Source organism: Catenibacillus scindens (genome assembly GCF_014202115.1).
GTDB lineage: Bacteria > Bacillota > Clostridia > Lachnospirales > Lachnospiraceae > Catenibacillus > Catenibacillus scindens.
In genome coordinates this window covers 199,136-218,153 of record NZ_JACHFW010000004.1, presented here as the reverse complement: position 1 = coordinate 218,153, position 19,018 = coordinate 199,136, and the positions used below count along the sequence as shown (strand labels likewise).

Sequence of the window (19,018 nt, the reverse complement as noted above, 5' to 3'; positions counted from 1 at the left end):
TAAAAGTACATATGTTCTGTTTAGACGCCGAGATTTTTTTGACAGTTCAGTTCATCAGGAATGGCGCGGACTGAACTGTTACGATTTTTTCGCCTCCAACGGTTTCATTCAAGTAACTATACCACTTTGTTGTGCCTACTTTACCAATTGCCAGGGCTGGATTAATATAAGATTAAAGATAAACATTGAAGCAGGAGAAAGAGATTCTCCGGATGTGAGCAAAAAGCTACCTCAGCCTGCGGGACAGCGTGCGGCACTGGAGACAAGAAGTAAATGGCTGAAATATCCCTGCAGGCACCTATACCTGCGGGGATATTTCGATGATACTGGATCACAGAATTCAGGAGAAAGGAAAGAAATACTATGGAATATTTTGTGTTTCAGTGGCATATTACAGAAGCCTGTGACCAGCGATGCAGGCATTGTTATATTTACGCTTTAGGAAGTCATGCCAAATTTAAAGAAATGTCCCTGGAAGACATGGTAACAGTGATTGAAAATTGTAAAACTTTTTGTGAAAAAGCAGGGAGGCTTCCCTATCTTTATATAACCGGCGGTGATCCCATTCTGCATCCGAATTTCTGGACACTGATGAAAATTCTTAAAGTGTCGGAAATTCCTTTTGCTCTTATGGGAAATCCTTTTCATCTCACAGAGGATGTATGCCGCCGTCTGTAAGAGTGCGGCTGCCGAAAATACCAGTTATCACTGGATGGACTGAAGGAAACCCATGACGGCATTCGCCAGCAGCCCGGTTCCTATGATGCCACCATGGCGGCGATCCCCATGCTCAGAAATGCGGGAATTGACGTGGCCATTATGACTACCGTATCTAAATGGAATGTCCATGATATTCCCAAACTGGTGGATGAAGTTGTGAAAAATAAAGCAGATATTTTTGCTTTCGCAAGATACTGCCCGTCAAAAGAGGACAGGGATGTGTGCTGTTCACCGGAAGAATACAGGAATATGATGGAACAGTGCTGGGAGAAATTCCAGAAATACGAAGCCAGGGGCTGCGAGACAACCTTTAACCTGAAAGATCATCTGTGGACACTGTTCCTCTATGAAAAGGGATTGTTTAATCCTAAAGCATACCCGGACTTGGAAACGGGAAAATTGTTCCCAAAGGCTATTTTATTACCGATGAGTGTATAAGTTGTGGGAAATGCGCACAGGTTTGTCCGCAAAATGCCATTGCAACAGGCAGTCCCAGCATTATCCGCCAGGAACATTGTCTCCATTGCGGAAACTGCTTTGAACATTGCCCGGTGTCCGCCATCAGGCGCAATTAAAGATTTTAGGACGGAACACACTTGTCTGATGATATAAAGGTTGGTAACTGGCCATTTTACTGCATTTTTAGTAATTATTCTTTCCCAGCAAAAATCGTGCGCATCCTCCGGAGGGTTTATAGTAAACGACAAATATATTTGTCGTTTACTATAAACCCTCCGGCAGTCTAAGACAGGCTGTCGGGGATTTCTTTTTCATTTGTTCTACCGCTAATGTAACAGTTCAGCCCGCGCCTACGCTGCGGCGCGCTTACGCGCTGATTCGCGGCTTACGCCGCTCCTTTGCTCATTTTCAGGCGCTCTGCTAATCAGAGCAGAACTGTTCCCCGCTAATTAATTATTTCATTGCAGCTCTTGATATATCCATTAGATTGTGCTATAAGAAAACAAGAAATCTGCAGAAATGGCAAGGCAGTTTAAAATGTAATGAGGAGGGCCGGGGAGGTAGAAAATGAATATTTTGGGAATTGATATTGGAACAACGTCCATCTGTATGGTTTTATATGATCCGAAAAAGCATAAGATTGTTGAGATGCAAAGCGTTCAAAATGCTTTTCTCTCTGCAGGAAATTTTTTGCAGGACGCTGATGAAATTGTGAAAAAAGTCGAAGAAATGCTTAAAAAATGGGAAAGTTTTTCTTTTGACGCCGTGGGGATTTCCAGTCAGATGCACGGAATTGTCTATGTCAGCGATTCCGGCAGGGCTGTGTCACCTTTGTATACATGGAAAAATCCATGGGGGAACTGCACTTTTAAAAATGGGGAAAGTTTTGCCCGGTACCTTACGGGGAGAACCGGATATCCCTTATATACCGGATATGGTACAGTCACCCATTTTTATCTTCAGACAACGGGGGACATTTCCGGGGACGCTGTCGGATTTGTGGATATTGGGGATTATCTGGCCATGAGACTGACTGGCGCTAAAAACCCTGTGGTGAATCCCAGTGTAGGAGCAAGTTTTGGCGGCTTTAACAACAGCCTGGGAAATTTTGATATGGAGGTCATTGAAAAGGCGGGAGTAAATATAGGGTTTTATCCTCGGATCTGCACGTGGACAGAGGTTGTGGGCCATTATCATGGGAAAAAAGTATTTACAGCCCTTGGGGATCATCAGGCCAGCTTTCTGGCTGCGGTTGAGGACCGGAAAAGAAGTATCGGCGTTAATGTGGGAACCGGGGCACAGGTGTCGGTCTATGCCTCGGATTTGTTGGATGAAGCAGATTTTTTTGATAGAAAGACAGGCTCTTCTATAGATATCCGCCCATTTCCCAGAGAAGGATACTTGTATACAGGCGCATCGTTAAATGGTGGAAAGGTTTACGAACGCCTGGCCCTGTTTTTTCAGGAGGTATGCCGGCAGTTTACCGGAATAACGCCGGATATCTATGAAAAGATGGAGCAAATTGCCGCAGAACAAAAAAAGACCAGCCTGATTGCCTGCCCGAATCTCTATGGTGCCAGGGAAGGAAAGAAGGCAGGGGAGAACTCCGGATTTTTTGGACTGACAGAAGAAAATTTTCATCCTGGGGATCTGATCCGAAGTTATGTCCATGCCATGGCTGTGGAACTTTTTCAGCTCTATGAGATTTTCCCCGAAAAGGTAAAAAAAGAAAAGACACAGATCGTTTCTTCTGGCAATGGTCTTGGAAAAAACGCCCTATTGTGTGAGGAAGTAGAGTCGGTATTTGGGCGGCCTCTGAGATTTTCACCCTTTAAGGAGGAAGCTGCGGCCGGCGCAGCGATCTTTGCATGGGAAAACCTTTGACGCGGGAGCCAGATCGTTTTATACTTAAAGGAGTATGTTGTCAGGAGGAATGAACTTATGGAAACGCATTTTACACACGCTTCGGCCCTGGAACTTTTAATGAAATATAATAAAGAACCTTTCCACATTCAGCATGGCCTGACTGTCGAGGGATGTATGCGCTGGTTTGCACAAGAACTGGGATATGGAAGCGATCAGGATTTTTGGGGGATCTGCGGCCTGCTTCACGATATTGATTTTGAACTTTATCCTGAGGAACATTGCAAGAAGGCAGTGGAACTTTTGACCAAAGCCGGCGCTCAGCCGGAAGTGATCCACGCTGTGTGCAGCCACGGTTATGGGATCTGCTCCGATGCAGAGCCGGAACATGAGATGGAGAAAGTTCTCTTTGCTGTGGATGAGCTGACCGGGCTAATTGGCGCGGCAGCGAAAATGCGGCCCTCTAAAAGTGTGATGGATATGGAAGTCAAAAGCCTTAAAAAGAAATTTAAAGATAAACGTTTTGCGGCGGGATGCTCCAGAGAGATTATTGAAACTGGAGCCCAGAGACTGAACTGGACACTGGAGGAGCTGATGGATAAGACTATACTTGCCATGCGTTCCTGCGAGACTTCCGTGGCTAAGGAGATGGAAGGACTGGGATTGTAAATGTCAGACAGGAAAGGTGAGAAATCTCTGCGGGGCGCTGTATTGGAATATGCCTGGCAAAACTATAAAACACGGCCGGATCATCCGTGGATAAAATATCCAGACTATGAAGTCCTTCGCCATGAGGATAATCGGAAGTGGTTTGGAGTGATCATGACTGTTTTGCGAAAACGCCTTGGACTGGATGACGAGGATGACATTGACATTCTGAATGTGAAATGTGATCCTATGTTCGGTGCCGCGCTGAAGTCCGGTGACGGATTCTTTCCGGCTTATCATATGCAGCACGACCGTTGGATCACTGTGCTTTTGGATGGGACAGTGGCGAAAGAAAAAATTTTCCCTTTGATAGATATGAGTTTTGATCTGACGTCAGGTTCGGGAAAGAGCGGCGGGAAAACTGCCGCAGGGCCGTCGGACTGGATAATCCCGGCCAATCCTAAATATTATGACGTAGGCAGAGGATTCGCGGAACACAGAGAGATTTTATGGAAACAGAGAAATAAAATTTTTGTGGGAGATGACGTATATTTATATATGACCGCTCCTATTCAGGCAATCTTGTATAAGTGTGAAGTGACAGAGACGGATATTCCCTATACCTTTGAGGATGGAAATATAAAGATCAGCAGAGCAATGAAGATTCGTTTGATTGAAACTTTTGACCCGTCATTTTTGCCGGTGGGGCGTCTAAAAACTCACGGTGTCAGCTCTGTGAGAAGTCCCCGGAGGATGCCGGCCAGTCTCCGGGATGAGCTGGATGTCTGGAGGAACAATGAACATAATGGAGAAGGAGTGACTACATAATGACAAAAGATATGACAAAGGGGAGCCCTATACGCCTGATGCTTTATTTTGCTCTTCCTTTGCTGATGGGAAATCTTTTGCAGCAGACCTACAATATGATGGACGCTGCAATTGTGGGAAGATTTTTAGGCGCTCAGGCCCTGGCAAGTGTGGGTTCCACCAGCAGCGTACAGTTTTTGGTTCTCGGCTTTTGTATGGGTATGTGCAACGGTTTTGCGGTGCCGGTAGCCAGATATTTTGGAGCGGGAGACTATGGGCGTATGCGCCAGTGTATTACCCATGCTCTTGTGCTGACCGCCGGTGCCGCGGTAATACTTACGGCCTCCTGCGCCATTCTTTGCCCGCAGATTTTAAGGATTCTGTCAATTACAGATGATATATATGCGGACGCCTACTGGTATTTGCTGATCATTTTCCTTGGAATGCCTTTTACTCTGCTGTATAATCTGCTTTCATGTATTTTAAGAGCGGTAGGTGACAGCCGGACACCCTTTGTATTCCTTGCTTTTTCGGCGGCCCTTAACATTGGCCTGGATCTGCTGTGTGTCCTTGTGTTCTCCTGGGGATGTGCGGGGGCGGCTATCGCTACTATCACATCACAGGCGATAAGCGGTATTTTGTGTCTTGTGTTTATTTTTCACAAATTCCGCCAGCTCGTGCCGACAAAAGATGACCGGAAACTGGAGAGAAGTACCTTCAGTATGATGCTTGGCATGGGCGTCCCTATGGGGCTCCAGTTTTCCATTACGGCCATTGGCAGTATGGTCATGCAGTCGGCCAATAACGGCCTTGGGAGCGTCTATGTCTCCGGATTTACAGCGGCGGCTCGGATCAAGCAGTTTGCAATGTCTCCTTTTGACGCCATCGCCACCTCCGTCTCCGTGTTTTGCAGCCAGAACGCGGGGGCCAGACAGGGGGCGCGCATACGAAAAGGTTTTGTACAGGGATTGTGTATTGGCGTGCTGTACGGTATCTGCGCGGGCATTGTCCTGATCCTTCTGGGACGGACCCTTTCTATGCTTTTTGTCAGCGCGGATTCTGTGGAGGTTCTGGATGCTTCCGCCAAATATTTGCGCTATATGGGATACTTTTTCTGGTGTCTAGGATTTTTAAATGTGGCCCGCATGTGTACTCAGGGCCTTGGATTTTCAGGACGGGCTGTGTTCTCAGGAGTTACTGAGATGATCGCCCGGATTTTTGTCAGCTTTGTTTTTGTCGGCACCTATGGTTATACGGCCATCTGCTGCGCAGATCAGACCGCGTGGATAATGGCATGTCTGTATATTGTGCCGATGTGTATTTATTGTATACGAAAAGTCTGCCGGGATATGGGGAAAGAAAACGACCCGGAAGAGGCGGCTGTCTGAGAAAAATTTTTAGAACGCCTGAGACGGATTTTTAATAAAAAAGAGACAGACCTTTGTTCTATCAACGAAAGGCGCTGTCTCTTTTTTGTCAGTGTGCAATGGGGGCTTCGGAACAGCCCTCGATGCTTTGAAACCTATGTCAAAGTTTTGGATATTATTTATTAAATTCGATAATTTTTCCAGGATTTAAAATAAGCTTATCGTCAAAAGCAAGCTTGATGGCTTTGTAAAGCCGGATCATCCTTGGCCCGGCAAATTCTTCAAGAAATTCAATTCGGCCGTTGCCGATACCGTGTTCGCCGGAAAGCTGGCCGCCAAGTTTTTTTGAGAGGGCGTAAAGCTCAGTCAGTGAGGCGTGAGTGGCTTTTTTCCATTCTTCATCGCTCATATTTTCGCTCCGGAGAAGTTCTGTGTGGATGTTGCCGTCGCCGCAGTGCCCGCAGGGCTCTACCCGGATGCCGTGGGATAGGGCGATCGTTTTGGCGGCTTTCACATACTCGGCGATTCTGGCTCGTGGGACGACTACGTCGCATTCTTCCTGTGCTACAGAATCCGCCTTCATACCTTCAAGAATACCGCCGCGCACTTCCCACACAGAGGCTGCCCGCTCAGGGGTGCCTGCAATACAGCAGTCCAGGGCACCGTTGGCCAAAGCGGCCTCGGCGGCGGCGGTCACAGCGCTGTCCAATTCCTGGCGGCTGGAGGCGTCATACATAACAATAAGCACAGCCTCACCCTGCTTTACAGGGAAATATTTGTGGAGCGTTCGTTCCACAATGTCAATCAGTTCCCGCTCAAGAAATTCGATGGCGGTGGGGACAAAAGGAAGTTCCAGCACCTTAGGCACCATATCGGCGCATTCTTCCAGGCTGTTAAAGGGCATGACAAGGGTACATGTACAGGTAGGCGCCGGCAGGAGCTTTAATGTTACCTGAGTTAAAATGCACAGAGTGCCTTCGGAGCCGATGATCAGATCTTTGACATCATAGCCGGTGGTGTTTTTTACTACATTGGAAGAAAAATTCATAATGGACCCGTCGGGCATGACAGCTTCTATGCATCGTACAAAATCCCGCGTCAGACCATAGCGTACCGCTTTCATGCCTCCGGCATTAGTGATGACGTTTCCGCCGATGGAAGCGGTCTTTTCACCCGGATCCGGCGGATAGAACAGACCTTCTGCGGCAGCGGCCGCCTGTACGTCAGTGAGAAGGGCGCCGGGCTGCGCAGTAATGGTCTGGTTTTTATGATCTACAGGAAAGATTTTATTCATGCGCATGACTGACAGCATAATGCCTCCGTATTTGCATGTGGCGCCGCCGGCAAGACCGGTTCCTGCGCCCCGGCAGACTACAGGAATATTTTCTTTATAGGCGTAGGCCATAATGGCAGAAATTTCCTCTTTGTTTAAAACTTCAACGTAAAGTTCCGGCGGGAAAACACCGTATTCCGGCATTTCATCTTTATAATAATCATAGTCAATGTTTTCGCCAACCCACACCCGCTCTGGGGATGTTACTGAACGGATAAAATTAAAATCATCCGCAGTCATTTTTTTATATGGATAAGCCATTATTTAATCCTCCTTTTGCCGGCGGATCAGCTCGGTCAGCCGGGGTACCACCTGGTATAAATCGTCTACGATGCAGTAATGGGCCACTTTAAAGATCTGAGCCTCAGGATCTGTATTAATGGCCACAATACACTGGGAACTGCTCATACAGGATGTAAATTGGATGGCGCCGGATACGCCACAGGTGATGATCAGACTGGGGCGGACCGTGCGTCCGGACAATCCGATCTGATGGGCGTTGTCCCCCAGGCCGTTTTCTACCATAGGGCGGGTAAAGGCAAGCTGGCCGCCGAGGGCATCGGCAAGGCTGCGGCACATTTCCACATCCTTTTCACTGCGGACGCCCCGTCCGGCGACAACAATAATGTCTTCTTCTTCCAGACTTTTCTTCTTCTCAAGAATCCTGGAAGATAGAACACGGATCTGTGACTGGATCATCGCTTCTGTCACCGGGCAGGCCAGGATTTTCCCGTGGGGAGTTTTCACTTTTTGGGCCCGGTCCATGACCTTATATCGGACTGTGGCAAACTGAGGGCGGGAACGGGTAATAGCGATCTGGGCCATAATATTTCCGCCAAAAGCAGGCCGGATCTGCACAAGATCTGTATCTGGTTTAATGTCAAGAGTCGTACAGTCGGCGGTCAGACCGGTTTGAAAATGGGTGGCCAGCCGTGGCGCGAGGGACCGTCCAAGGGCGGTGGCGCCTATAAGAACTGAACACGGTTTTGTCCGGGCAATACAGTCGATGGCGGCATTGGAGTAGCAGTCTGCCCGAAAATGGGAAAAGGCTTCATGCTCGTAGACATAAATTTTATCTACGCCATAGTCCAGCAGTTTTTTTGCGTTTTTTTCTGTGGAATTGCCGCCGATCATCAGCACGTTGACACAAAAATTCACCTTTTGGGCCATTTTCAGTGCTTCGCCGATAAGCTCGTAAGTTACAGGATGGATTTCGCCTCTTTCCTGTTCCGCAAAAATGAGAAAGCCCTGCCACTGAGATTTGTCAACAGTTTTTTTTCGCTCCTCAAAATGTATGGCTTGCTCAGGGCAGCATTTGACGCAGACGCCGCAGGTTCGGCAGGTATCCAGTATATGGATAACGTCATTTTCCCGGCTCAGAGCGCCAAAAGGACATTTTTCCACACATATCCCACAGAGGGTACATTTTTCAATATCTAATTTTAATAATTCCATGAGACCTTTCTCCTATATTATAAGTTGCCCGACAAATGGACATGAGATACGGATTGCTCCTGACTTCGCACTTTTGATTCCTTTTGTCGCTTGTTTCATCTTATATAATCTTCCTGGACTTAAGGATGGAAAATAGCTGGTCGGTTTTTTCTATGGCATTTCCCTCTATATAGACCTGCTTTTCTTTTTCAGGAGGAGCAAACATACTCTCCACAGATGTGGGGGAACCTGCAAGACCGTAGTGGCTTTCATCTTGGTCATAAAAATCCCGGAAGGTGAGAATATGAACCGGTTTTTTTGCGGTGGCCCGCTGTAAAAGATAAGATGGCAGTCTGGGAACGCAGATATCCTTTTCCACAGTGATTAGACAAGGATAGGGAATTTCAGAAATCTGAGTAACACTGGCAAGATCTTGCTTTACCTGGATCTTTGTATCATCCGCATCTGTGATCTGAGACACCCATGCGGCATGGGGCAGGCCAAGATGCTGGGCGATCGCCGGACCTACCTGGGCGGTATCCCCATCAGTGGTCTGGCGTCCGCATAAAATCAGATCAGCGCCGCCAAGTATCATAATACCTTGGGCCAGTGTATAAGAAGTGGCTAAAACATCGGCCCCGGCAAATTTCCGGTCCGACAAAATCACAGCGTCATCAGCGCCCATAGCATAGGCGTCTCTCATCATTTCTTCCGCCTGCAAAGGCCCCATGGTCAGCACAGTGACCGTTCCGCCCAGTTTTTCTTTTAAGAAAAGGGCGGTTTCAAGGGCAAACAGGTCATAGGGATTTGTGCAAGACTCGCTTCCGAGCCGTTTCATAGCTCCGGTTTCAGGGTCAATCTCCACGGATGTCCCCGCCGGAACCTGTTTCATGCAAACAATTATTTTGATCATATATGTCTCCTTGAAGCTTTTTGACTTTAACATAGTACACTGATAAAAAACTTAGTTAAGTATAGCATTTTCATGCACCGTTTGTCGAGCCGGTACGGGAGACAGAATAGACAAAATTTTATGGCGTTTTTTGGCAAAATGCACATCATTGTGAGGTTTTTTTTGCGACTTTATTCTGATACATAAGCTGATCTACCTGTCGGAGGATCTGTTCTGCGTCATGGTGGGGCGGAGTGCAGTACAGAACGCCGATGCTTACTCCATTAAAGGGACAGGGGGCGCCTTCATCCCAATTTTTACATTCCTTTAGCTGGTCAAAAACATGATCTGGGACAGTACCGGAATAAATAGCTACAAATTCATCGCCGCCGAAGCGGTGGACGGTCCCATTTCGATCAAAAATCTCGGAAACTATTTTTGAAAAATGCTGTAAATATTTATCCCCCACCATATGTCCGTAATGATCGTTAATATGCTTAAAGCGGTCGAGATCCATAAATAGCAGGGAAAAATCGGCATCCTTTTGAATTAGTTCATTCAGCTCATTCCACAAATGCGTCCGATTTCCCAGACCGGTGAGAGGGTCATGAAGCGTCTCCTGTTTCAGATTGTTCATTTTCAACGTGTCAATAACAATCCGATAAATAATGTAATAAGAAATATAAATAAAGGCCAGAAGCAGGGCTGTGACCAGAACTTTCGCCATGGAATTTTGCGAGGCGATAAAAATTCCGTGGATAAAAACAAGGAGCAGAAAACCTAAAAGATCATTCAATGTCATATATATGTACCATTGACGGTCAAAGGATTCCAGATGTTTCGTCACAAAAATAAATCTTGGAAGTATTTGCCGAAAAAAAGGCAGGCTTGTAACAGCAAAAATAATATTTTCGATGATCAATATGGCGGCTATAGTCCCTGAAAAATATATTCGCGAGAGCTGAATGGAAAGAGATAATACGCCCATAGTATAAACCCAGCAGGTACATGAAATGATGATCAGCAGCCGCCAGTTCTCTTTAAATAGCAATTTAAAGGGAATCAGGAAGATAAGCCCAAAAAGGACAGAACTTCCGTCGCCGCTGGTGGGGATCAGCGGGCTCAGTGCCATAAAACATATAAAAATGAGGATTGATGATAAAACCAGGAAAAAAACTGTTCGTGGGAGAGAATATTTTTTATGGCAGCAGCGGTAAATTGAAATCAGATTAAATATAAGCATTTCAGTGACCGGCAAAAATTGATAGAGCAGCATAGAAGATTCTCACTCCTAACATTTGTGATTAACAGTGTATTATTATTAATTATAATGAACCTGTCACACGGTGTCAATGAATCTGTAACAGTAAAATTTGCTGTTGAAAAATATACTGTGCCACGCTATAATAAATGCATAAAAACTTCAGATAGCAGTAGTGATACACTGAGGGGAGCTGGCAGGAAGCCGGCTGAGAGGAAGCTGGATTGCTTCGACCCGTGACCTGATTTGGATAATGCCAACGTAGGGATGAAGACCGTGATATAGCAGGGGTTCCCAGGCGGAGCCCCTATTTTGTTATATATAATGAGTTGCCCATTTGTCGGGCAACTCATATAAAAAATACACGTAACAGTTCAGGATGGCGTGTAAGTTTACAAGAGAATAAGGAGGCAGATACATGAGAAATTATACAACTCAGATGGATGCGGCCCGCAAAGGGATCATAACACCGGAAATGGAAACGGTGGCCAAAAAGGAAAAAATGCCAGTGGATAAGCTGATGCAGCTTGTGTCGGAAGGAAAAGTGGCGATTTGTGCCAATAAAAACCATACATGCCTGGACCCGGAGGGTATCGGAAGTATGCTGCGCACTAAGATCAATGTAAACCTTGGCGTTTCCAGGGATTGTAAAGATTATGATATTGAAATGCAGAAAGTGATGAGCGCGGTGAATTTGGGGGCAGAAGCGATCATGGATCTGTCCAGTCATGGAAATACACAGCCTTTTCGTCAAAAACTGACCCGCGAGTGTCCGGTAATGATCGGAACAGTACCGGTATATGACAGCGTGATTCATTATCAGAGAGATCTGGCAACCCTGACGGCCAAAGATTTTGTTGATGTGGTGCGGCTCCATGCGGAGGACGGCGTTGATTTTGTGACCCTCCATTGCGGGATTACGAGAAAGACTATTGAGCAGATCAAAAAGCATAAACGTAAGATGAACATTGTCAGCCGGGGCGGCAGCCTTGTGTTTGCATGGATGAGTATGACCGGGGAGGAAAACCCCTTTTATGAGTATTTTGATGAGATACTGGATATTTGTGAGGAATACGACGTCACTATTTCCCTGGGAGATGCCTGCCGTCCAGGATGTCTGGCCGATGCCACAGACGTGTGCCAGATTGAAGAACTGGTGCGCCTCGGTGAGCTGACAAAGCGGGCCTGGGATCATAATGTCCAGGTTATGGTGGAAGGTCCGGGACATGTGCCTTTAAATCAGGTGGCGGCAAATATGGAAGTGCAGAAGAGCATCTGCATGGGCGCTCCATTTTATGTACTCGGCCCTCTTGTGACCGACATCGCTCCGGGCTATGATCACATAACAGCGGCTATCGGCGGCGCGGTTGCGGCAATGAGCGGCGCGGCTTTTCTGTGCTATGTCACTCCGGCGGAACATCTGGCTTTGCCTAATGTTGAGGATGTAAAGCAGGGGATCATCGCTTCAAAGATTGCGGCCCATGCGGCAGATATCGCCAAAGGAATTCCGGGAGCCAGAGATATTGATGACCAGATGGCTGACGCCCGGAGAAATCTTGATTGGGACGCCCAGTTTGCCTGCGCTCTGGACCCGGAAACTGCCAAAGCGATTCGGGATAGCAGAAGCCCTGAGGATGATCACAGCGATACATGCAGCATGTGCGGAAAATTCTGCGCGGTGCGCAGTATGAATAAAGCGCTGGCGGGAGAGTATATTGACATTCTTTAATAATTTAGGGGAACAGTCTGGCCATCTATAGATGGCGCGAGATGAGCTGTTATCATTTATTCCCGCAGGCAGTGAGCCAAATGGACGCTCATGCGCGTCCATTTGGCGCTGCTAACTTGATACTCCGTTGATTGCAGCGGGGTATTTGACTTTAAAACAGTATGCCGGCCTGTAAATAGATTTTTCAGGCCGGCTTTTGACTATTTTTCATGGATGGGGAGATTATGAACAAGCTTCAAAAAATACACTGGCATAAATCTTTTGGCATTATGTTTGTGTTGATTTTACTGATGATTAGTGGTTTTATTGTGGCGGCAACACAGATCAACCATATGGAGGAAGAACGGGGATTTACCACGCTTTATGAGGAAGCGGGAAGAGTTGCAGATGATTTCGAGGCGCGCATTCAAAGTGACAGGGAGCAACTGGAATTGATTGCCTCTGTTGTGGCTACCTACGATGATCTTACATCTCCAAGGCTGTGGGATGTGCTGGACGGGTACACGTCGGTTGGGCTGATGTCAAGGCTGGATCTTCTCCTCCCCGACGATTCTGTTGTAACATCCGGCGGAGAGACGGTACAGACTACATTGTCTTTTTCTGAGCAGGCAGCGCTGGGCGCCCATGTGACCAACAGGGAGGAGGATTTTACCGATGGCGGAAGATATATTCTCCGGCACTACGTTCCTGTAATCCGCAGAGGGGAAACCATTGCCATGCTGTGCGGTGTTATTGATCTGAAAGATATCCCCGGAGAGATTCGTGTTAAACCTTACAGCGGGGAAGCGGCAATCTATATTATCGAGGGAGAAAGCGGCGATTTTATCGTGGATACATGGCATGAAGAAATGGGGAATATCTGGGATCTGGGAGAGCGGGAGATGGCGCCGGGATATGATCATGAGCAATTGAAGCAGGGCCTTATTCATGGCCAGTCGGATTATGTGGTTTTTGTGTCAAGAACGATTGGAGAGTATCTCTATTTCTATTATGAACCTATGGACATTAATGACTGGCGTATCGCCCTGTCTGTGCCGGAAAGTACGGTATTTGCCAATGCCAGTGCCATCCGGCAGGTCATCCGCGCCTTTCTTATATTTGAAGTGGTTCTTTTTGTACTTTACTTTATCTGGATGATCTTCTATGTTCTCCATGAGACCGGAGAAAAACAGCGGCAGTTGGACACCATCAGCCATATTTATGATGTAGAAAATCTTCTTTTTAACGCTCATGAGAATCAAGAAAATATTTCGGCGGCACTGAAAAAGATTGCTAATATGGTCAGAGCCGAACTGGCCGGATACTGGGTGGGAAGCCAGGATAAAAAGACTGCGGTATTTTCCTGTTCCAGCGGCGTCTCCAGCCTTACTGACGAGAATATGTATTATCTTTTAGAATATTTTCGGCATACCGATGATTCCTTTGAGATGGATAACCTGGAAGAAATCCAGAGCTTTTTAAGAAACAAAGAAAATATACGCAACATAATCGCGGTGCCCGTAAAAAATGTTGGCGGCGCTGTGGCCGGTATTTTATATGTATATAATTGCAAGAGACACAGCGGTAATCTGGAACTTATAAAAAGTATCAGTTTTAGTTTTACTATGCTGGCAAAAAATATGCGTTCCTACAATGCAATTAAAGAACTGGGAGAAAAAGATATCCTTTTAGGGTTAAATAACAGGAACCGCTATGAAATGGATATTGACAGATTTGAACATATGTATGAGATGTCTCTGGCCTGTATCTATATTGATGTGAACGGCCTTCACGAACTCAACAATGCAAAGGGGCATGAAGCGGGGGATCGTATGCTCCAGTCAGTGGCCGGACAGATCCGGGAAAAATTCGGAGTCTGCTTTACATACCGCATTGGCGGCGACGAGTTTGTTATTTTTGTTGTGGATACAGATGAGGCTGAAATTAAGGAAAAACTTGCCAATCTCACAGCCGAGCTTGTTTCAGAAGATATACATGTATCTATCGGGCTGGCGTGGGAAAATGAAGATATTCAGGTGGAATCTATGATAAAAACAGCGGAAGCCCGGATGTACACCGACAAAAAGCGATATTATGAAGAGATGGGCTATGACCGCAGAAGGGGAAAGTAATTTTGGATAATCGTTACTGTTTCATTTGCGGACAGTAACGATAAAATCTTTCATCAGACGTATTTTTTTGAGGAATCGTTGACAAAATATAGGGAGAATGATATTATCCACTTAGTTAGTTATTACTAACCCAGTGGATAAATCATTTTATTTATATTCTCTTGAAAGGGGTAAAGAGCATGGAACTGCTTCAGATTGAAAAAGTTATAGGACGAGAAATTATTGATTCCCGTGGAAATCCTACGGTAGAGGCTCAGGTCTGGCTCAGCGATGGGACGACGGCCAGAGGAGCCGCGCCCAGCGGAGCGTCTACAGGAGAATTTGAGGCCCTGGAGCTTCGTGATAAAGACAAAACCCGGTATAAAGGTAAGGGTGTAACCAAAGCTGTTAAAAATATTAATACCATTATTGACAAAACATTAAAAGGTATGGACGCTCAGAATATTTATGCAGTGGATCAGGCCATGATCCAGGCCGACGGCACTAAGGATAAATCAAAGCTGGGGGCCAACGCTATACTGGCGGTATCCATCGCCTGCGCCAGAGCCGCGGCCTGCGCCCTGAATATTCCCCTGTACCGCTTTCTGGGAGGAATCTGCGGAAACCGTCTGCCAGTTCCTATGATGAATATTTTAAACGGTGGAGCTCACGCGGCCAACACTGTTGATGTCCAGGAATTTATGATCATGCCGGCCGGAGCCCCATCATTTTCAGAAGGACTGCGCTGGTGTACAGAAGTTTTCCATGCCCTGGCGGATCTGCTTAAATCTAAGGGGCTTGCCACATCTGTGGGAGATGAAGGCGGTTTCGCACCGGATCTTTCCAGCGATGAGGAAGCGATTCAGTATATATTGCAGGCCATAGAGGAAGCGGGCTATGAACCGGGGAAAGATTTTGTCCTTGCCATGGACGCGGCTTCCAGCGAGTGGAAAGGGAATAAAAAAGGGGAATATATCCTGCCCAAGTGTGGAAAGACTTTTACGTCACAGGAGTTGGTCCAGCACTGGAAAGAACTGTGTGAAAAATATCCCATCTATTCTATAGAGGATGGTCTTGACGAGGAGGATTGGGAAGGCTGGCAGATGCTTACAAGGGAGCTGGGCGGCAAAGTACAGCTTGTGGGGGACGATCTGTTTGTGACCAACACAGAACGGCTGGCTAAAGGAATTTCCATGGGGTGCGGAAATTCTATCCTTATTAAACTTAATCAGATTGGCTCTGTGTCAGAAACTCTGGAGGCTATTAAAATGGCCCACAAAGCCGGATACACCGCCATCGCCTCCCACCGCTCCGGGGAGACAGAAGATACAACTATTGCGGATCTGGCGGTAGCGTTAAACACATGCCAGATCAAAACCGGAGCGCCCAGCCGAAGCGAACGGGTGGCCAAGTATAACCAGCTTCTGCGCATTGAGGAGGAACTTGGGCAGAGCGGAAGTTATCCGGGATTTGACGCATTTAATGTAAGAAGAGGATGAAAGAGGAGGATCCAAAAATGTCTTTAATTGGAAAAAGAGTCGGTGATTTTAAAGTACAGGCATATATTAACGGAGAATTTAAGGAAGTTACTCTGGAAGATGTGAAGGGGCGCTGGAGCGTATTTTTCTTCTATCCTGCGGATTTTACTTTTGTTTGCCCCACAGAGCTGGAAGATCTGGCAAATAAATATGAAGATTTCCAGAAAATCGGCTGTGATATTTATTCTGTTTCCTGTGATACCCACTATGTTCACAAAGCATGGCATGATACGTCAGAACGCATCAAAAAAATCCAGTATCCTATGCTTGCCGATCCTACCGGCAAACTGACCAGAGACTTTGACGTGATGATCGAGGAGGACGGACTTGCGGAGCGGGGTGATTTTATTGTCAATCCTGATGGAGTTATTGTGGCCTACGAGGTCACTGCCGGAAATGTAGGGCGCAACGCCGATGAGATTTTCAGACGGGTACAGGCGTCACAGTTTGTGGCAGAACACGGCGATGAGGTGTGCCCGGCCCGGTGGCAGCCTGGAGAGGAGACTTTAAAACCCAGTCTTGATCTGGTAGGTTTATTATGAAAAATTTTTATGACGCGGTTATTGTGGGAGGCGGACCGGCAGGTTTGTCGGCAGCCATCTATCTGGCCAGGGCACAGTACAGTGTCCTGGTCATTGAAAAAGAAAAAATCGGCGGCCAGATCACCATTACATCAGAGGTGGTCAATTATCCCGGCGTTTATTCCACAGACGGAAAGCGGCTGACTGAGGAAATGCGCCGTCAGGCCCAGAGTTTTGGAGCGGATTTTTTACTGGCCGATGTGAGAGCCCTTCATCTGGATGGATATAAAAAATTGGTGGATACCGATAAAGGGACGGTGGAATGCTTTGGAATCGTCCTCGCCACAGGCGCAAGTCCCCGCAGGGCCGGATTTGCCGGGGAAGAAGAATTTCGAGGGCGCGGCGTGGCTTACTGCGCCACCTGCGACGGAGAATTTTTTTCGGGAAAAGACGTTTTTGTGGTGGGCGGCGGTTTCGCAGCGGCTGAGGAAGCGGTTTTTCTTACACGGTATGCCAAAAAGGTGACTATCCTGGTCCGTGAAGAAAATTTCACCTGTGCCGGGTCCATTGTGGATCAAGTGATGTCCACGCCGGATATCCAGGTGTATTTTAATACTCAGATCCGGAAAGTAGGAGGAAACGGACTTTTGCAGTATGCCGAAATTTATAATAATAAAACAGGTGAGACCTGGCGCTATGAGACGCCGGAAAAAAGTAATTTCGGCATCTTTGTTTTTGCGGGATATGCTCCGGCCACAGAACTGTTTAAAGATCAGCTTGAACTGAGCAAAGAGGGATATCTTATGACAGACAGAAATCAGAAAACCTCCGCCGCTGGCGTTTATGGGGCGGGAGATGTGTGTGTCAAGCAGCTTCGCCAGGTGGTGACCGCTGTTTCCGACGGAGCGGTGGCGGCCACATCCCTTGAAAAAGATCTATTTGCTATGTATCAAAAGCTGAACATAAAAAGGGAGAAGCCAGAGCGCAGAGTCGCTCCCAAAGCAGTTCAGGCCCAGCCTGGGAAAGAAAAAAATGAAGATGACCGTTTTATTACAGGGGAGATGAGAGAAACTCTGGCTCCGGTGTTTGGGCGGCTTGAGAAAAACATTGTGGTCCGTGTCTATCTGGACGATTCCCGTCTTTCCAGGGAAGTAGAGGGATTTGTTTCAGAAATGGAACCTTTGAGCGATAAAGTCCGCTACGAAAAGATCAAAGACCGTGACGGCGGATACCGGATGCCGGCTATGGCAATCTGTGATGATGCCGGCCATGATCTTGGGGCTGTATTTCACGGGGTACCTGGCGGCCACGAATTTAATTCTTTTATTATTGCTTTGTATAATGCGGCTGGACCGGGGCAGCCTGTGGATACGGGGTTGGAAAAACGTATCCACAGTTTGTCAGAAGCGCTGGATCTTAAACTTGCCGTCTCCCTGTCATGTACGATGTGTCCGGAACTTGTCATGGCTGCCCAGAAGATCGCCCTGGAAAATCCAAAAATCCGTGCGGAGGTCTTTGATCTGGCTCATTATGAGGATTTGAAAGAACAGTATCAGATTATGAGCGTCCCCTGTATGGTAGTCAATGACAGGGATGTTTATTTTGGAAAGAAAAATATTTCCCAGCTTTTAGATATTTTGGAAAAGAAAGGAATAAAAGAATAAGTTTAAGGCGCTGAGACGGTTGAATTTTACCGCCCCGGCGCCTGTTTTTTGATGTGCGGCCATAGGACCTTATGAGGCGGTAAAGTAACGCTGGAGATAAGGCCCATTTGGAGAAATACAATAGATATTTGCTTAGAATTATCACAAGAGAAAATTGCTTGCGCACGCAAATAAATGATAGTATACTTAATAGAGCAAACATATATGCCGGACTGAGCGCGGCAGTATAAGAATGGGAGGAGGAAGTATGGAAATTATTAAATGGCTGTCCATCACAGCCCGATATACCCGAATATATCTGGATAAAGAATTGGCGCCTTTGAATTTAAACAGCAGCCAGTATATGTATGTCATCCGGGTATGTCAGGAACCGGGAATTACCCAGGATCGGTTTTTGAAACTGTTTTATGTTAATCCCAGTAATATTACACGTTCTCTGGCCCGATTGGAGAAGGATGGGTTTATACGCAGGGAAAGTTATCCGGGAGACCGCAGGACATGGCGGCTTTGGCCCACACGGCGAGCTATAGAGGCCAATAAAAAAATTCAAAAGATCATTGCGGATATGGAAGGATATCTGACGGATCATCTTGATGATTCCCAGGCCAGATGGTTGAGAGAATGGCTGGAGGATGCCGGGAAAAAAGTGATTTTGCAGACATCGAAAGATTTTTTTCAGGAAAGAGGTTAAT

At 46.7% G+C, this 19,018-nt stretch carries 17 protein-coding genes and 1 riboswitch; of the genes, 13 read left to right on the top strand and 4 right to left on the bottom strand.

The window, feature by feature from the left end; translation table 11 throughout:
• Positions 1 to 363 precede the first annotated feature (363 nt).
• The 7 genes from HNP82_RS07260 (at position 364) to HNP82_RS07230 (ending at position 5,885) form a co-directional block, all read left to right on the top strand.
• The gene (locus tag HNP82_RS07260) at positions 364 to 678 is read left to right on the top strand and encodes a radical SAM protein (RefSeq protein ID WP_183772904.1); all 315 of its coding nucleotides are present in this window, start codon (positions 364 to 366) and stop codon (positions 676 to 678) included.
• Positions 679 to 786: 108 nt separating this feature from the next.
• Complete coding sequence (locus HNP82_RS07255) at positions 787 to 1,158, top strand: hypothetical protein (protein WP_183772903.1); 372 nt, start codon at positions 787 to 789, stop codon at positions 1,156 to 1,158.
• Positions 1,095 to 1,295, top strand: coding sequence for a 4Fe-4S binding protein (locus HNP82_RS18600; RefSeq protein WP_183772951.1), 201 nt, complete (start codon positions 1,095 to 1,097; stop codon positions 1,293 to 1,295). Before HNP82_RS07255 ends, HNP82_RS18600 begins: the two co-directional genes overlap by 64 nt.
• A gap of 451 nt (positions 1,296 to 1,746) precedes the next feature.
• Positions 1,747 to 3,063, top strand: a complete 1,317-nt coding sequence (locus tag HNP82_RS07245; protein WP_183772901.1) for a sedoheptulokinase — start codon at positions 1,747 to 1,749, stop codon at positions 3,061 to 3,063.
• A gap of 57 nt (positions 3,064 to 3,120) precedes the next feature.
• Positions 3,121 to 3,711, top strand: a complete 591-nt coding sequence (locus HNP82_RS07240; protein WP_183772900.1) for an HDIG domain-containing metalloprotein — start codon at positions 3,121 to 3,123, stop codon at positions 3,709 to 3,711.
• Complete coding sequence (locus HNP82_RS07235; RefSeq protein ID WP_183772899.1) at positions 3,712 to 4,518, top strand: MmcQ/YjbR family DNA-binding protein; 807 nt, start codon at positions 3,712 to 3,714, stop codon at positions 4,516 to 4,518.
• The gene (locus HNP82_RS07230) at positions 4,518 to 5,885 is read left to right on the top strand and encodes an MATE family efflux transporter (protein ID WP_243164677.1); all 1,368 of its coding nucleotides are present in this window, start codon (positions 4,518 to 4,520) and stop codon (positions 5,883 to 5,885) included. The genes HNP82_RS07235 and HNP82_RS07230 overlap by 1 nt, the downstream gene beginning before the upstream one ends.
• A 154-nt stretch (positions 5,886 to 6,039) precedes the next feature.
• On the opposite strand, the gene HNP82_RS07225 is transcribed toward HNP82_RS07230, so the two are convergent.
• The 4 genes from HNP82_RS07225 to HNP82_RS07210 form a co-directional block, all read right to left on the bottom strand.
• Positions 6,040 to 7,458: an FAD-binding oxidoreductase gene (locus tag HNP82_RS07225; protein ID WP_183772898.1), complete on the bottom strand. Its 1,419-nt coding sequence runs from the start codon at positions 7,456 to 7,458 to the stop codon at positions 6,040 to 6,042.
• A 3-nt stretch (positions 7,459 to 7,461) separates the two neighbouring features.
• The gene (locus HNP82_RS07220; RefSeq protein ID WP_183772896.1) at positions 7,462 to 8,652 is read right to left on the bottom strand and encodes an FAD-binding protein; all 1,191 of its coding nucleotides are present in this window, start codon (positions 8,650 to 8,652) and stop codon (positions 7,462 to 7,464) included.
• Between the two features lie 100 nt (positions 8,653 to 8,752).
• Positions 8,753 to 9,544: an electron transfer flavoprotein subunit beta/FixA family protein gene (locus tag HNP82_RS07215; RefSeq protein ID WP_207720576.1), complete on the bottom strand. Its 792-nt coding sequence runs from the start codon at positions 9,542 to 9,544 to the stop codon at positions 8,753 to 8,755.
• A 145-nt stretch (positions 9,545 to 9,689) separates the two neighbouring features.
• Entirely contained in the window at positions 9,690 to 10,799 is a 1,110-nt protein-coding gene (locus tag HNP82_RS07210; RefSeq protein WP_183772895.1) for a GGDEF domain-containing protein, read from the bottom strand.
• 161 nt (positions 10,800 to 10,960) lie between these two features.
• Positions 10,961 to 11,069: riboswitch (TPP riboswitch) on the top strand.
• A 133-nt stretch (positions 11,070 to 11,202) separates the two neighbouring features.
• Between HNP82_RS07210 and thiC the strand changes: the two genes are divergently transcribed.
• The 6 genes from thiC (at position 11,203) to HNP82_RS07180 (ending at position 19,017) form a co-directional block, all read left to right on the top strand.
• Positions 11,203 to 12,513, top strand: a complete 1,311-nt coding sequence (thiC, locus tag HNP82_RS07205) for a phosphomethylpyrimidine synthase ThiC (RefSeq protein WP_183772894.1) — start codon at positions 11,203 to 11,205, stop codon at positions 12,511 to 12,513.
• Between the two features lie 224 nt (positions 12,514 to 12,737).
• Positions 12,738 to 14,624, top strand: coding sequence for a sensor domain-containing diguanylate cyclase (locus HNP82_RS07200; protein WP_183772893.1), 1,887 nt, complete (start codon positions 12,738 to 12,740; stop codon positions 14,622 to 14,624).
• A gap of 179 nt (positions 14,625 to 14,803) precedes the next feature.
• Complete coding sequence (gene eno, locus HNP82_RS07195; RefSeq protein WP_183772891.1) at positions 14,804 to 16,102, top strand: phosphopyruvate hydratase; 1,299 nt, start codon at positions 14,804 to 14,806, stop codon at positions 16,100 to 16,102.
• A gap of 17 nt (positions 16,103 to 16,119) precedes the next feature.
• Positions 16,120 to 16,683 carry an alkyl hydroperoxide reductase subunit C gene (gene ahpC / locus HNP82_RS07190; protein WP_183772890.1) on the top strand — a complete coding sequence of 188 codons (564 nt, stop codon included), beginning with the start codon at positions 16,120 to 16,122 and terminating at the stop codon, positions 16,681 to 16,683.
• Entirely contained in the window at positions 16,680 to 18,326 is a 1,647-nt protein-coding gene (locus HNP82_RS07185; RefSeq protein ID WP_183772889.1) for an FAD-dependent oxidoreductase, read from the top strand. Before ahpC ends, HNP82_RS07185 begins: the two co-directional genes overlap by 4 nt.
• Before the next feature lie 247 nt (positions 18,327 to 18,573).
• Entirely contained in the window at positions 18,574 to 19,017 is a 444-nt protein-coding gene (locus HNP82_RS07180) for a MarR family winged helix-turn-helix transcriptional regulator (protein ID WP_183772888.1), read from the top strand.
• Position 19,018 lies beyond the last annotated feature (1 nt).